The organism is Acidovorax sp. FG27 (assembly GCF_040365715.1).
Taxonomy (GTDB): domain Bacteria; phylum Pseudomonadota; class Gammaproteobacteria; order Burkholderiales; family Burkholderiaceae_C; genus Paracidovorax.
Genome location: NZ_BAABVY010000010.1, coordinates 58,922 through 72,750 on the forward strand (window position 1 = coordinate 58,922; position 13,829 = coordinate 72,750).

General features: G+C 70.1%; 13 protein-coding genes. 6 read left to right on the forward strand and 7 right to left on the reverse strand.

Translation table 11 applies throughout. The features are described 5' to 3' along the window. Positions 1-37 precede the first annotated feature (37 nt). Entirely contained in the window at positions 38-1,003 is a 966-nt protein-coding gene (locus ABWV53_RS14125) for a LysR family transcriptional regulator (RefSeq protein ID WP_353366778.1), read from the reverse strand. A gap of 133 nt (positions 1,004-1,136) precedes the next feature. Here ABWV53_RS14125 and ABWV53_RS14130 point away from each other — a divergent pair, with 133 nt between their 5' ends. Further along, positions 1,137-2,141, forward strand: a complete 1,005-nt coding sequence (locus ABWV53_RS14130) for a Bug family tripartite tricarboxylate transporter substrate binding protein (RefSeq protein ID WP_353366779.1) — start codon at positions 1,137-1,139, stop codon at positions 2,139-2,141. 23 nt (positions 2,142-2,164) lie between these two features. Beyond that, positions 2,165-3,787 carry a gamma-glutamyltransferase family protein gene (locus ABWV53_RS14135; RefSeq protein WP_353366780.1) on the forward strand — a complete coding sequence of 541 codons (1,623 nt, stop codon included), beginning with the start codon at positions 2,165-2,167 and terminating at the stop codon, positions 3,785-3,787. A 141-nt stretch (positions 3,788-3,928) separates the two neighbouring features. Here the strand turns inward: ABWV53_RS14135 and ABWV53_RS14140 are convergent, their stop codons facing one another. From ABWV53_RS14140 to ABWV53_RS14165, 6 genes are all read right to left on the reverse strand, one after another. Continuing rightward, complete coding sequence (locus tag ABWV53_RS14140; RefSeq protein ID WP_353366781.1) at positions 3,929-4,789, reverse strand: M90 family metallopeptidase; 861 nt, start codon at positions 4,787-4,789, stop codon at positions 3,929-3,931. A gap of 6 nt (positions 4,790-4,795) precedes the next feature. After that, positions 4,796-5,599 carry a UDP-2,3-diacylglucosamine diphosphatase gene (locus ABWV53_RS14145; RefSeq protein ID WP_353366782.1) on the reverse strand — a complete coding sequence of 268 codons (804 nt, stop codon included), beginning with the start codon at positions 5,597-5,599 and terminating at the stop codon, positions 4,796-4,798. A gap of 81 nt (positions 5,600-5,680) precedes the next feature. Then, on the reverse strand, positions 5,681-6,187 hold the full coding sequence (locus tag ABWV53_RS14150; RefSeq protein WP_353366783.1) for a peptidylprolyl isomerase: 507 nt from the start codon (positions 6,185-6,187) through the stop codon (positions 5,681-5,683). Positions 6,188-6,260: 73 nt separating this feature from the next. Beyond that, complete coding sequence (locus ABWV53_RS14155) at positions 6,261-6,845, reverse strand: peptidylprolyl isomerase (RefSeq protein WP_353366784.1); 585 nt, start codon at positions 6,843-6,845, stop codon at positions 6,261-6,263. Beyond that, positions 6,842-8,194 carry a L,D-transpeptidase family protein gene (locus ABWV53_RS14160; protein WP_353366785.1) on the reverse strand — a complete coding sequence of 451 codons (1,353 nt, stop codon included), beginning with the start codon at positions 8,192-8,194 and terminating at the stop codon, positions 6,842-6,844. Before ABWV53_RS14160 ends, ABWV53_RS14155 begins: the two co-directional genes overlap by 4 nt. Positions 8,195-8,254: 60 nt before the next feature. Beyond that, complete coding sequence (locus ABWV53_RS14165) at positions 8,255-9,388, reverse strand: tetratricopeptide repeat protein (RefSeq protein ID WP_353366786.1); 1,134 nt, start codon at positions 9,386-9,388, stop codon at positions 8,255-8,257. A 215-nt stretch (positions 9,389-9,603) separates the two neighbouring features. Here ABWV53_RS14165 and cysS point away from each other — a divergent pair, with 215 nt between their 5' ends. The 4 genes from cysS (at position 9,604) to tilS (ending at position 13,813) form a co-directional block, all read left to right on the forward strand. Further along, on the forward strand, positions 9,604-10,983 hold the full coding sequence (cysS, locus tag ABWV53_RS14170) for a cysteine--tRNA ligase (RefSeq protein ID WP_353366787.1): 1,380 nt from the start codon (positions 9,604-9,606) through the stop codon (positions 10,981-10,983). 44 nt (positions 10,984-11,027) lie between these two features. Next, positions 11,028-11,699: a DNA-3-methyladenine glycosylase family protein gene (locus ABWV53_RS14175; protein ID WP_056663674.1), complete on the forward strand. Its 672-nt coding sequence runs from the start codon at positions 11,028-11,030 to the stop codon at positions 11,697-11,699. A 95-nt stretch (positions 11,700-11,794) separates the two neighbouring features. Further along, a complete protein-coding gene (locus ABWV53_RS14180) occupies positions 11,795-12,772 on the forward strand; it encodes an acetyl-CoA carboxylase carboxyltransferase subunit alpha (RefSeq protein WP_353366788.1) in 978 nt (325 codons plus the stop codon). Between the two features lie 90 nt (positions 12,773-12,862). Further along, a complete protein-coding gene (tilS, locus tag ABWV53_RS14185) occupies positions 12,863-13,813 on the forward strand; it encodes a tRNA lysidine(34) synthetase TilS (RefSeq protein ID WP_353366789.1) in 951 nt (316 codons plus the stop codon). Positions 13,814-13,829: the final 16 nt, after the last annotated feature.

Below are 13,829 nucleotides of genomic sequence, written 5' to 3' on the forward strand. Positions count from 1 at the left end.
GGCCAAAAATGGCTCCAGCGCTTGATCTACCGGCGCATCATGCTATGTTTTTGCTAGCATCTTCGGCGCCGTCCGGCCGGCCGACCGAGCGCGTGATGTGCTCCACGAACAACTGCACGGCCTCGGCCGTGTTGTCGCGGCTCCAGACCACGCCCACCGGCCCGAAGCGGATGGCCCGGTCCAGCGGCAGGATGCGCAGCGTGCCGAGCGCCGCCTGGTACTCCGCCATCGCCTCCGAACACACGCCCACGTAGTCGCCCTGGTGCACCAGCGCCTGCAGGGTGGTGATGGCCGCGGTCTCCACCTTGGGCAGCAGCCAGGGCACGCCGCTGTCGAGCAGGGCGGTGTCCATCTGCGAGCGCATCAGCGTGCCCTTCGGCGGCATGATCCAGCTCTCCTGCAGCAGGTCGGCCAGCCGCACGGGGCCGGGCGCGTTCCAGAAGCGGCTGGCGCGGCCCACCACCAGGCAGACGTTGTCTTCGAACAGCTCGCGGTGCTGCAGGCGCGGGTGGTGCGCCCGGGCGTCGAGCGAGCCCACCACCACGTCGAGCTGCTTGTTCTCCAGCCCTTCCAGCAGGTGGCTGAACGGGCTTTCCGACACGGTGACCGAGATGTGCGGGTGCAGCGACTGGAACTGCGCCAGCGCCCCCGGCACGCCGCGCGCCACGCCCGCCCACACGCTGCCGATGTGCAGGCGTGCCGTACGGCCCTCGGCCACCGCGCCCAGCTCCATCTGCGTGCGCGAGATGTCGCCCAGCACGCTCACCGCCAGCCGCTTCATCACAACGCCCGCCGCGGTGAGCTGGATGCGGCGCCCGCGCGTGACCAGCGGCATGCCCACCAGCTCTTCCAGATCGGCCAGCCAGTGCGACATGGCCGATTGCGTCATGTGCATGCGGGCGGCGGCCTCGGTCAGCGTGCCGGCGTCGTCCAGTACCAGGAAGGATTCGAGGTGCCTGATCTTCAGGCGCCGCGCCCAGGCGACTTGTTCGTAGGAAACCATGAGCGAATGCTAATGGAACCATCGGGCGAATTCGCTGGTGCGGCAGGCAGGGGGCTCGAATAATGCAAGGAAGACGGTCGCTCTCCACGCATGGGCGGCTCCATCCTTCCTCTTGCATTGGAGATTGCCCACCATGAATAAACGTTCCTGCCTCGTGAAGATCGCGGCCACCGCGCTGGCCTGGGGTGCCCTGGGCGCGGCGCCGGTGCTGGCCCAGCAGGCCGCCACCGCCGGCTACCCCGGCACGCGGCCCATCCGCCTCGTCGTGTCGCAGCAGGCGGGCGGCAGCTCCGACACCGTGGCGCGCCTCTGGGCCGAGCATGCCGGCAAGGCGCTGGGCGCCAACATCGTGGTGGAGAACAAACCCGGCGCAGGCGGCATCATCGCCGCGCAGCAGGTGCTGGGCCAGCCGGCCGACGGCTACACGCTGATGTTCGGCGGCGTCTCGCAGATGGTACTCAACAAGTTCGTCTACAAGCCGCTGCCCTACGACCCGGAAAAGGACTTCACCGGCGTCGGCATGCTCAGCACCGTGCCCTTCGTGCTGGTCGCCAACCCGGCCACCGGTTTCAAGACGCTGGACGACCTGGTCAAGTACGCCAAGGCGCACCCGGGCCAGCTCAACTTCTCGTCGTCCGGCCTGGGCAATTCGACCCAGCTGGCGGTGGAGCTGCTGCAGAGCAAGCTCGCCATCTCGATGACCCACGTGCCGTTTCGCGGCGAGCCCGACGGCCTGATGGCCACCATCGGCGGGCAGACGCAGGTCATGGCGCCGGTGCTGGGCACGGCCCTGCCGCACATCAAGAGCGGCAAGGTGGTGCCGCTGGTGGTGCTGGCGCCCTCGCGCCTGGCCGAGCTGCCGGACGTGCCGGCCGCCAACGAACTGGGCGTGAAGGACTTCGACACCATGGGCTGGAGCGGCATCGTGGCGCGCGCCGGCACGCCGCCCGCCATCATCGCCAGGCTGCATGAAGGCACGCAGGCCTTCCACGCCAGCCCCGACGTGCAGGCCAAGCTGAAAGGCATGAACGCCATTCCGATGGCCGGCCCCGCCAGCCAGCTGATGGAAGTCGCCCGGCGCGACGCCCAGGCCTGGGGCCCGGCGCTGAACGCGCTGAACCTGAGCGCCCAACGATGACCGCGCTGCAGCACCGGGAGGCAATGGTCTCCTGCCCTCAGCCCGAGGCGGCGGAATCGGGCATCGAGATCCTGCGCGCCGGCGGCAACGCGGTCGATGCCGCCGTGGCCACCGCCCTGGCCCAGACCGTGGTGGACCCGCTGATGTGCGGCATCGCCGGCTTCGGCACGGCGGCCGTCTACATGCAGGGCGCGGGCGGGCCGGCGGCGCACGAATACTTCGACTTCCACGCCCCCGCGCCGCTCGCCTGCCGCGAGGACATGTGGGCCGACCTGCTGGAAGGCGAAACCAGGGACGGCTTCGGCTTCATCCTCGCTGGCCGCGTCAACGACATCGGCCCGCAGTCCATCGCCACGCCGGCCACGCTGAAAGGGCTGGCGGCGATGCACGGCGCCCACGGCCGCCTGCCGTGGAGCGAGGTGGTGGCGCCGGCCATCGCCTGGGCGACGGACGGCTTCTTCGTGCGCCCCGGCATGCACGCCTTCTGGATCGACGAGCCCACCATGGGCCGGGCCAGCAATCTCGACCGCCTGCGCTTCAGCGACGAGGGCAGGGCGCTCTACTGCCGCGCGGATGGCTCGCCCCAACCCATCGGCACGCCGCTCGCCAACCCCGGCATGGCCGGCGTGCTGGCCCAGGTGGCGCAGGAGGGCATCGCGCCGTTCTACGAGGGCGAGCTGGCGCGCCGCATGGTGGCGCACGTGCAGTCGCTGGGCGGCCTGCTGTCGATGGACGACCTGGCGCGCTTTCAGGTGCGCCGCACCGCCCCGCTGGTCGGCAGCTACCGGGGCCGCACCGTCACCACCAACCAGCCGCCGGGCGGCGGCGCCATGCTGCTGCAGATGCTGAACCTGCTGGAGAACTTCGCGCTGGCCGGCATGGAGCACAACGGCCCCGACTACCTGCGCCTGCTCAGCGAAGTGATGAAGCGCGCCACCACCGACAAGGACCGCCACATCGGCGACCCGGCCTTCGTGGAGGTGCCCCTCGAGGCCCTGCTGTCGAAGGACAACGCCGCCCGGTCGGCCGAGGCGATCCGCGCCGGCGAGCGCCACCGCGTCGAGCGCGTGAACCCGGGCGCGCCCGTGCCCCGCGACACCACGCACCTGAGCGTGGTGGACGGCGACGGCAACTGCGTGTCGATGACGCATTCGCTCGCCATGCCTTCGGGCGTCATCACGCCGGGCATGGGTTTCTTCTACAACGGCTGCATGGGCGTGTTCGACCCCCGCCCGGGCCGCGCCGGCAGCATCCAGCCGGGCAAGAGCCGGTTCACGTCGTCGTGCCCGAGCATCGTGTTCGGCGCGGACGGCCGGCCCGAGATCGTGCTGGGCGCGCCCGGCGGCACGCAAATCGCCATGGGCGTGCTGCAGGTGCTGCTGAACATGATCGACCACGGCATGGGCATGCAGGAGGCGGTCTCGGCGCCGCGCTTTTCGTCCACCAGCAATTCCATCGACGTGTGCAACCGCATCCCGCGCCACGTCACGCGTCGGCTGCAGGCCGAGGGATACGAGGTGTTCCGCAACCCGTACAACTACACCATCGGCTGGGTGCACGGCGTGCAGATCGCACCGGACGGCCGCCTGCACGGCGGCGCCGACCCGGGGCGCGACGGCGTGGCCTACCGCACGCGGGTGGCCTGAGACGCCGGGGCGGGGTGGTGGCGGTCAGCCACTCCGTCCACCGACGGTGGGGTCTGAGCCCGTCGAAGCCAGGGCGTGGCCCATGGTGGCCCCCAACCACCCCAGTGAAAGGCCCAACCTGACCCGGCGCGGCGTACCCGGTCAATCGCCGGTGCGGAAGAACGCGTCCAGCAGCGGCATGAGCGTGGGGAATTCTTGCGCGAACCGCTCGCGGCTGACGAAGTAGGCCTCGCAGGCCACGGCGAAGAATTCGGCCGGGGCGGTGGCGCCGTAGCTGTCCAGCCAGGGCTGCTCGCCGCCGAAGCGCTCGGCGATGATGACTTTCTCGCGGAAGGCGTCGTAGGCCGGGGCCCAGGCGTCGCGCCACAGCGTGCGGGCCTCGCGCGCGTCGCCCGCGCCCATGAAGCCGCCGGGCAGCGGCGGGCAGCCGTCGGCATGGCCGCCCTGCATGTCCAGCTTGTGCACGAATTCATGGATGACCACGCTGGTGCCGCTGCCCTGGGCGATGCCGGCGGCGTGGGCCAGGGGCCGGCCGGCGCCGTCCACCGCCGGCCAGCTGAGCATGACGGGGCCGCGTTCCATGGCTTCGCCCAGCAACACCTCGTCGTAGTCGTGCACCACGCCGGCTTCGTCCACCGCCTGGCGGCGCGCCACCGCCTCGCCCGGGTGCACGACGATGCCGACGAAATCGTCGTACCAGGCCAGCGCCTTCGCCGGGTCGCCCCAGTGCAGCAGGGGCAGGCAGGCCTGGGCGGCAATGGCCACGGCCACGGCGTCGGTCACTTCGAAGCCGTGGGCGCCGGTGAATTCCTTGCGCTGCAGGAAGAGGGCGCTCAGGGCGCGCAGCTTGGACTGGTCCTCCGTGCTCAATACCGCGAGGAACGGGTAGCGCCGCACGGTCTGCAGCCAGAGCGGCACGTCGATGTCGGGCACGGGTGCCAGGGTGGCGCGGACGCGGTTGGCCAGGCGGCGCAGGGCGCGGGGAAGGAGTACGGCGGGCATGAAGCCCTAGCTGGGGGCGAGCGCGATGCGTTCCAAGCCCTGGGGGGTGAGGCGCAGCACGCCGGCGCGGGCGGGGGCGGCGTCCAGGTCCCAATCGGTGAGCACGTGGCGGGTGAGGGCGGGAGCCGTGGCGGCGCCCTGGGGGCGCAGCACGTGGTCGGCCGGCAGGTGCGTGTGGCCGTGGATCAGCGCCTCGGCCCGGGCGGCCTGCAGCCAGGTGACCGCCGCGGCGGCGTCCACGTCGCCATAGAAGCCGGTGCCGGACTGCTTGCGCGCTTCGCTTTCGGTGCGCACGCTGCGCCCGAGCGCCCGGCGCTCGGCCAGCGGGCGCGACAGCACCTGGGCCTGCCACTGCGGGTTGCGCGCCGTGGCGCGGAAGCGCTGGTAGTCCACATCACCCAGGCACAGCGCATCGCCGTGCGACAGCAGCCAGCGCCGGCCGGCGAAGCACAGCACCGTGGGGTCGTCCAGCACGGGAATGCCGGTGCGGCGGGAAAACCCTTCCGCCACCAGGAAGTCGCGGTTGCCGTGCATGAAAAAGAGCAGGGTGCGCAGCGCCGTGCGGCGCAGCAGTTCGCCGCAGTCGGCCTCGAAGCTGGCCGGTTCATCCAGCGCATCGTCGCCCGGCCAGACCTCGAACACGTCGCCCAGCAGAAAGACGGCGTCGGCCGGCGTGGCGGCGAGATACCCGGCAAACGCCCGCACCGTGGCGGGGTGAGCCGCGTCCAGGTGCATGTCGGAGACGAAATCCACCATGCGCCAGCCGGCGGGCGCGACGAACTCGCGGGCGTCTGGCACGGGCGGATTCATGGGATGGAAATGGGGAGGCGCTCGCGCCGGGCCAGGGCGGCGTCCCCCGGCGGGGGAAGGCGCGAAGCGACTCAGGGGGGCTTAGACGATCACGGCCTTTTCGATGATCACGTCGTCCTTCGGCACGTCGTCGTGGAAGCCCTTGCGGCCCGTCTTCACGGCCTTGATGGCGTCCACCACTTCGGTGCCCTTGACGACCTTGCCGAACACGGCATAGCCCCAGCCCTGGGCGGAAGGCGCGGTGTGGTTCAGGAAGCCGTTGTCGGCCACGTTGATGAAGAACTGCGCCGTGGCGGAATGCGGGTCGCTGGTGCGGGCCATGGCCACGGTGTAGTTGGCGTTCTTCAGGCCGTTCTGCGCCTCGTTCTGGATCGGCGCGTCGGTGCCCTTCTGGTTCATGCCGGGCTCGAAGCCGCCGCCCTGCACCATGAAGCCGGGGATCACGCGGTGGAAGATGGTGTTGTCGTAGTGGCCCTTCTTCACGTAGGCGAGGAAGTTTTCCACCGACTTGGGCGCCTTCTCGGCGTCCAGCTCGAGGGTGATGACGCCGTGGCCGGCGATGTGGAGTTCGACTTGGGGGTTGCTCATTTCAGGTCCTTTGCGTTCGGGGTCTGCACGGGGCAGTTCTGCGGGTGGAGGGGAGCCGGCGGTCCGCCGGCCGTCACTTCACGACCGTGGCGGAGGTGATGATGACGGGCGTGACGGGCACGTTCTGGTGCGGGCCCTTGTTGCCGGTGGCGACGGCCTTGATCTTGTCCACCACGTCGGTGCCGGACACGACCTTGCCGAACACGGCGTAGCCGTTGCCTTCGCCGTTGGCATTCAGCATGGCGTTGTCCTTCACGTTGATGAAGAACTGCGCCGTGGCCGAATCGGGGTTGTTGGTGCGCGCCATGGCGATGGTGTACGCGTCGTTCTTCAGGCCATTGTTGGCCTCCAGCGCGATCGGTGCCTTGGTGGGCTTTTGCTGCATGTCGGGGGTGAAGCCGCCGCCCTGGATCATGAAGCCGTCGATGACGCGGTGGAACACCGTGCCGTCGTAGTGCTTGTCGTTCACGTAGCTCAAAAAGTTGGCGACCGTCCTGGGGGCCTTGGCCGGGTCCAGCTGCACGGTGATGTCGCCCATCGACGTGGCGATCTTCACGCGGGGCGCGGCCGCGCCCTGCGCGTGGGCGGGTGCTATTGAAATCATAGCTGCCAGCGCAGCACCGGCGAGCGCCAACGCGGTATTTCTTCTGGAAATCATCCAATCACTCCTTCGAAAAAGATCTGCCACTGGTTGCCCTGGCGCATCCAGTACTGGCGTTTGACGGGGCCGGTGCGCGCCCCGGCCGCGACCTCGCCGAACGTGACGACCATGGTGTCGGCCGTGTCGGTCCAGCGCAGGTAGGACTTGTCCTTGAGCTGCAGCTCGCGCCCGCGCAGGGCGCGGGCCTCGGCTTCCAGGCCGCGGCTCCAGTCGGCCAGCGGCATCTTGCCGTAGCTCTCGAAGCCGGGGGCGTAGAAGGCCAGCAGCCGCTGCATGTCGCCCCGCGACTTGGCGCTGCGCCACGCGTCCAGCACGGCCTCGAACTTCTGCCGCTCGGGCTGCAGGCTCTGGGGCTGCACCCACTGCAGCTGGCGGGCGATGACCACCGGCGTGGTGCGCGGCTCCACCGTGCGCAGGATGCGTTCGAGGTCGGGGTTGGACAGGGCCAGGCAGCCGTCGGTGGCCATCGGCGCGCGCGAGAACTGGTCGGGCGGCGTGCCATGCAGCCAGATGCCGCTGCCGGTCTTGCCCCGGCTCAGGTCCAGCGGGCTGGGGTAGTTGATGGGCAGCGCGCCGGCGCCGTAGAAGTCGGACAGCTTGGCCGCGTCGAGCCGGCTGGTGATGTAGTAGATGCCGAGCGGCGTGCGCTGGTCGCCTTCGATGGCCTTTTCGATGCCGAGCTTGCCCACCGAGGCGTAGTAGTCGGCGACCAGCTCCAGGCCCTTGCCGGTGTTCTCGAACAGATAGAGGCGCGAGCGCGATGCGTCCACGGCGATGGCGTGGCGCGAGCGCGGCGCGATCTCCAGGAACTGCGCCGGCACGGCACCGGCGGGCGGGCGGGCGCGCAGGGCGTCGGTGCGCTGGCGGGATTCGGCGCGCAGCTCGCCCAGCACGTCGGCCACGGGGCGCGGCGCCGCGGCGTCGCCCGCCGCACGCGGCGCCGCAGCGTCGCCCGCCGCGAGCGCGGGCACGTCGCCCATCTGCCGCAGCGGCCGCACGCGGGCGGCGAGCAGGTCGCCCAGCGCCAATTGCGCCAGCTGGAAGTTGGGGTAGTCGCGCGCCAGGCTCTCCGCCTTGGCGAGCGCCTCGCGGGTGCGGCCCTCGCCGGTCAGGCGATAGACCTCGACCAGCCGCGTCTCGGCCAGGCCGTCACGCAGCACCGCGGGCGGGGTGGCGGCACGCGCCGTCTTGCCGGGCTTGGCCTGGCCGATGTGGCGCAGCTTCTCGCCCTGCGCGTGCGCGGCAAGGGACGTGGCCGCGAGCGTGAAGGCCAGGCCGGCGGCATGGCGACGCAACGCGCTGCCGCCGGGCACGCCGGAGCGATCCGGCCGTCTAGCGGAAAACATGAAAGTCAGAAACCGGGCAGGAAGAGGGCGCCAGCGCCCGAGATACCGCAGCAACCGGAATCAACCGCCGGTGGACTCGCGCACGATGACCCAGCGGCCGCCGTGGTTGACCAGGTCCAGCGTCTTGCGGCTGTTCACGTTGTAGCTGCCCGAGCTGTAGCCCTGGCGGAACTTGGCCTGGGCCTTGTTGCCGTTGACGGTGACGCGCAGGTCGTTGACCGAGACGTTGATCTTGGCGCGGCCGACGATGCGGTCGCGCCGCTCCTTCTCCCAGGCGGCGCGGGACTGCTTGCCCGGGGCGTAGCTGCTGTCATAGGCACCCAGGTAGCCGGCCATGTCCTGGCTTTCCCAGGCGCTGGCCCACGCGTTGACGGCGCGGATGACGTCCTTCTCGGCAGTCGCCGCCGGTGCGGCAGGCGCGTTGGCGGTCGACGGGGCGGGCGCTGGAGCCGGGGCCGGGGCGGGCGAAGCAGCCGGGGTCGGTGCGGGTGCGGGGGCAGGTGCGGGGGCGGGGGCAGGTGCGGGTGCCGGTGCGGGCGGCGCCGCCTTGGGGGCCGGGGCCGCAGCAGGTGCAGGCGCGGGAGCGGGCGACGCAGCGGGCGCGGGTACAGGTGCAGGGCGGGCGGCCGTGGCGGCGGGGCGCGCGCCACTGGCAGAAGCCGCCTTGCCATCCGCCGAGAACAGGTCGCGGATCAAGGCCAGCTTGGGGCGCACCGAATTGGCGTTGCTGCCATCGAGCTGCAGCGCCTGGTTGTAGGCCTGGCTGGCGAGCTTGGCGTAGATGTCGCCCAGGTTCTCGTGCGCGGTCGAATAGCTGGGGTTGGTGCGGATCGCCATTTCCAGCGCCGTGCGGGCCTTGTCCAGCTGGTTCTGGCTCGCGTAGAGCACGGCCAGGTTGTTGTAGGGCTCGGGCAGCTCCGGATAGTCTTCCGTCAGCCGGGTGAAGGTGGTGACCGCTTCGGCCTGCTTGCCGGAATCGGCCTGCGCCACGCCGCGCAGGAAGCGCAGCTGCGGGTCTCGCGGGTTGGCCGACAGGCGCTGGTCGGCCTTGGCCAGCGCATCGGCCGGCTTGCCCGCGCGCAGCAGCTGGGTGATGTCGGCGTAGTCGTCGGCATGAGCGAGCGGCGCACCCAGCGCGGCGGACAGCGCGATCCAGCGCAGGAGACGGGGAAGGGTGCGAAGGACAGGCTGCATGGGCGTTGCGGGGGAGTTGGAGCGGTGTCAAGCCGTAACGCGGCTTATACTGCGGCGGATTGTAGCTGAGGGGTTTGTCATGCCGGTACGCTGTCGCCGCTCCTGATCGACGCGGCGCACGCGGTGCCGCCGCCGCCTTTCAACAGGCCCGAAACCACCCCTGCGCGCGCCGCTCGCCGCCGCCGGCTGCATCCCCCACACCTCACCGATATCCCATGAGTTTGCGTATCTACAACACGCTGTCGCGTGCGCTGGAAGACTTTGCCCCGCTGGAGGCGGGCCATGTCCGCATGTATGTCTGCGGCATGACCATCTATGACCTGTGCCACATCGGCCACGCCCGCATGATGATGGCGTTCGACGTGGTGCAGCGCTGGCTGAAGAGCAGCGGCTTGCGCGTGACCTACGTGCGCAACATCACCGATATCGACGACAAGATCATCCGCCGCGCCGTGGAGCGCGGCATCACCATCCGCCAGCTGACCGACGAGATGATCGCGGCCATGCACCAGGACATCGGCGCGCTGGGCATCGAGCCGCCTTCGGTGGAGCCGCGCGCCACCGAATACGTGCCGCAGATGCTGGCGCTGATCGGCAACCTGCAGGACAAGGGCCTGGCCTACCAGGGCAGCACCGGCGACATGAACTACGCGGTGCGCAAGTTCCCGGGCTACGGCAAGCTGTCGGGCAAGTCGCTGGACGAATTGCGCGCCGGCGAGCGCGTGGCCGTGCTGGAGGGCAAGGACGATCCGCTCGACTTCGTGCTGTGGAAGTCCGCCAAGCCCGAGGAGCCCCCCGAGGCGAAGTGGGACAGCCCGTTCGGCGCGGGCCGCCCCGGCTGGCACATCGAGTGCTCGGCGATGAGCTGCGCAACGCTGGGCGAGAGCTTCGACATCCACGGCGGCGGGGCCGACCTGCAGTTCCCGCACCACGAAAACGAGATCGCCCAGAGCGAAGGCGCCACGGGCAAGCCGCTGGCGAAGTTCTGGATGCACAACGGCTTCGTGCGGGTGGACAACGAGAAGATGAGCAAGTCGCTCGGCAACTTCTTCACCATCCGCGACGTGCTGGCGAAGTACGACGCCGAGACCGTGCGCTTTTTCATCGTGCGGGCGCACTACCGCAGCGCGCTGAACTACAGCGACGCGCATCTGGACGATGCCCGTGGCGCCCTCAAGCGCCTCTACACCGCGCTGAGCCAGGTGCCCGCCGAAGGCCTGCCGGCCATCGACTGGACCGACCCGTTCGCCGCCCGATTCAAGGCCGCGATGGACGAGGACTTCGGCACGCCCGAGGCCGTGGCCGTGCTGTTCGACCTGGCGGGCGAGGTCAATCGCAACCGCTCGCCCCAGGCCGCCGGCCTGCTGAAGGCGCTGGGTGGCTGCCTGGGGCTGCTGCAGGGCGACCCGCAAGCCTTTCTGAAGGCTGGCGCCGGCCTGCAGGACGCCGACATCCAGGCCCGCATCGCCGCCCGCGCCGCCGCCAAGGCCGCCCGCGACTTCGCCGAAGCCGACCGGATCCGCAACGAGCTGCTGGCCCAGGGCATCGTGCTGAAGGACTCCGCCGCCGGCACCACCTGGGAGGCCGCGCAGTGACGGGTTTCGAGTCAAAACAGCCTCCGGCGCAGGTGGAATAAGCGGTGGCTGCTATCAAGAAAATAGCGGACTATCCGCTGACCCAGCCGCCCGGCGTGCCGGTGCCCGCGTACTGGGCCGAGGCCTGCCGCCACCTGATGAAGAAGGATCGGGTGATGAAGCGCCTGATCCCGCAACTGGGCGACGTCGCGCTCACTCAGCGGGGCGACGCCTTCACGACCCTGGCGCGCAGCATCGTCGGCCAGCAGGTGTCGGTCGCGTCGGCCCAGAAGGTGTGGGACGCCTTCGCCGCGCTGCCGCCCAGCATGACGCCCGCCAACGTGCTCAAGCTCAAGATCGACGACATGCGCGCCGCCGGCCTGTCGGCCCGCAAGGTCGACTATCTGGTGGATCTGGCTGTGCACTTCGACACCGGCCGCCTGCACGTCAAGGACTGGGACGCGATGGACGACGACGCCATCACCCGCGAGCTGGTCGCCATCCGCGGCATCAGCCGCTGGACGGCGGACATGTTCCTCATCTTCCACCTGGCGCGGCCCAACGTCATGCCGCTGGACGACGCCAGCCTCATCAGCGGCATCAGCCAGCATTACTTCTCGGGCGACCCGGTCAGCCGCAGCGACGCGCGCGAAGTGGCCGACGCCTGGAAGCCCTGGTGCAGCGTGGCAAGTTGGTATATTTGGCGATCTCTCGCCCCCTTGCCGGTGGACTACTGATTTCCGTGGTCCGGCGCGCCCGTTGCGGCGTTCCGGGCGCCTCGGGCGCGCACCGCAGACCGACACTGGGCACACCCCGCCCAAGGAGAAACCAATTGGCGAAAAAGACATTTCTGGACTTCGAACAGCCCATCGGCGAGCTCGAGTCCAAGATCGAAGAGCTGCGTTACGTCCAGACCGAAAGCGCGGTCGACATCTCCGAAGAGATCGACCAGCTGAGCAAGAAGAGCCAGCAGCTCACCAAGGACATCTACGGTGACCTCACGCCCTGGCAGATCACCAAGATCGCGCGCCACCCGGAGCGTCCGTACACCATGGACTACCTGCGCGAGATCTTCACCGACTTCGTGGAGATGCACGGCGACCGCCACTTCGCCGACGACCTGTCGATCATCGGCGGCCTGGCGCGCTTCAACGGCCATGCCTGCATGGTCATCGGCCAGCAAAAGGGCCGCGACACCAAGGAGCGCGCCGCCCGCAACTTCGGCATGAGCCGCCCGGAGGGCTACCGCAAGGCCCTGCGCCTAATGAAGACGGCCGAGAAGTTCAAGCTGCCGGTCTTCACCTTCGTGGACACGCCCGGCGCCTACCCGGGCATCGACGCCGAGGAGCGCGGCCAGTCCGAGGCCATCGGCCGCAACATCTTCGAGATGGCGCAGCTGGAAGTGCCCATCATCACCACCGTGATCGGCGAGGGCGGCTCCGGCGGCGCGCTGGCGATCAGCGTGGCCGACCAAGTCATCATGCTGCAGTACTCCATCTATTCGGTCATTAGCCCGGAAGGCTGCGCCTCCATCCTCTGGAAGACGGGCGACAAGGCGCAGGACGCGGCCGACGCCATGGGCATCACCGCGCACCGGCTGAAGGCCCTGGGCCTGGTGGACAAGATCGTGAGCGAGCCGGTCGGCGGCGCACACCGCGACGTCAAGCAGATGGCGGCCTTCCTGAAGCGCGCGCTGGGCGACGCCTTCCGCCAGCTGGCCGACCTGAAACCCAAGGAACTGCTTGACCGCCGTTACGAGCGGCTGCAGAGCTATGGCCGCTTCACCGACACCAAGGCCGAGAGCCGCTGACGCGCACGCCGGTCGGGCGACTGCCGTGCGGCCCTGCGGGGCCGTTTTTCATGGGCGGCTCCGGGGCGCGCCATGCAGCGGCCCACGGCCATGACCCAGTCGTTCGACGCGGCGCTGCAAGCCTTCGCCCCCCAGTTGCCGCTGGGCGTGGGCCTGAGCGGCGGTGCCGATTCGACCGCCCTGCTGCTGGCCTGCCATGCGCGCTGGCCCGGGCAGGTGGTGGCGCTGCACGTGCACCATGGGCTGCAGGCGGCGGCCGACCATTTCGAGGCCCACTGCCGCACGCTGTGCGACGGGCTGGGCGTGCCGCTGCGCGCCGGGCGGGTGAATGCGCGGCCACGGCCGGGCCAGAGCCCGGAAGACGCGGCCCGGCGCGCCCGCTATGCATGTTTCGAGGCGCTGGCGCTTGATCCATCAGCACAGGTTGCTATTAAAGATATAGCAATCGCGCAGCACGCCGACGACCAGGCGGAAACGCTGCTGCTGGCGTTGTCGCGCGGCGCCGGTGCGCCGGGGCTGGCCGCCATGCCGGCGCAGTGGGAGCGCGCCGGCCTCCGCTGGCACCGGCCTCTCCTGCGCGTGGCGGGGCGCGACGTGCGCAGCTGGTTGCAATCCCGGGGCGTGGCCTGGATCGAAGACCCCACCAACGCCGACGAGCGCTACACCCGCAACCGCATCCGCCGGCAACTGCTGCCCGCGCTGGAGGCGGTCTTTCCGCAGTTCCGCGAGACGTTCGCGCGCTCCGCCGCCCATGCGGCGCAGGCCAGCGCGTTGCTGCACGAACTGGCCGAGAGCGACCTGGCCGGCGCCGGCAACCCGCCGCGCATCGACGCCCTGCGCGCCCTGAGCGCGCCGCGCCAGGCTAACCTGCTGCGCCACTGGCTGCGGCAGGCGCACGGGGCCGTGCCGTCCGCCGCGCAACTGGCGGAACTGCAGGCGCAGCTCGCCGACTGCGCTACGCGCGGGCACCGCATCCGCATTCGGGTGGGCGCGGGCTTCGTGGTGCGCAAGGGCTCAGTGCTCGGTTGGTACAATTCCTAGGTTTTGGTATCAACTT

What these genes read in the sequence shown, in the direction of transcription:
- ABWV53_RS14125 (WP_353366778.1), bottom strand. Translation starts at nt 1,003, where the DNA reads ATGGTTTCCTACGAACAAGTCGCCTGGGCGCGGCGCCTGAAGATCAGG.
- ABWV53_RS14130 (WP_353366779.1), top strand. Translation starts at nt 1,137, where the DNA reads ATGAATAAACGTTCCTGCCTCGTGAAGATCGCGGCCACCGCGCTGGCC.
- ABWV53_RS14135 (WP_353366780.1), top strand. Translation starts at nt 2,165, where the DNA reads ATGGTCTCCTGCCCTCAGCCCGAGGCGGCGGAATCGGGCATCGAGATC.
- ABWV53_RS14140 (WP_353366781.1), bottom strand. Translation starts at nt 4,789, where the DNA reads ATGCCCGCCGTACTCCTTCCCCGCGCCCTGCGCCGCCTGGCCAACCGC.
- ABWV53_RS14145 (WP_353366782.1), bottom strand. Translation starts at nt 5,599, where the DNA reads ATGAATCCGCCCGTGCCAGACGCCCGCGAGTTCGTCGCGCCCGCCGGC.
- ABWV53_RS14150 (WP_353366783.1), bottom strand. Translation starts at nt 6,187, where the DNA reads ATGAGCAACCCCCAAGTCGAACTCCACATCGCCGGCCACGGCGTCATC.
- ABWV53_RS14155 (WP_353366784.1), bottom strand. Translation starts at nt 6,845, where the DNA reads ATGATTTCCAGAAGAAATACCGCGTTGGCGCTCGCCGGTGCTGCGCTG.
- ABWV53_RS14160 (WP_353366785.1), bottom strand. Translation starts at nt 8,194, where the DNA reads ATGTTTTCCGCTAGACGGCCGGATCGCTCCGGCGTGCCCGGCGGCAGC.
- ABWV53_RS14165 (WP_353366786.1), bottom strand. Translation starts at nt 9,388, where the DNA reads ATGCAGCCTGTCCTTCGCACCCTTCCCCGTCTCCTGCGCTGGATCGCG.
- cysS (WP_353366787.1), top strand. Translation starts at nt 9,604, where the DNA reads ATGAGTTTGCGTATCTACAACACGCTGTCGCGTGCGCTGGAAGACTTT.
- tilS (WP_353366789.1), top strand. Translation starts at nt 12,863, where the DNA reads ATGACCCAGTCGTTCGACGCGGCGCTGCAAGCCTTCGCCCCCCAGTTG.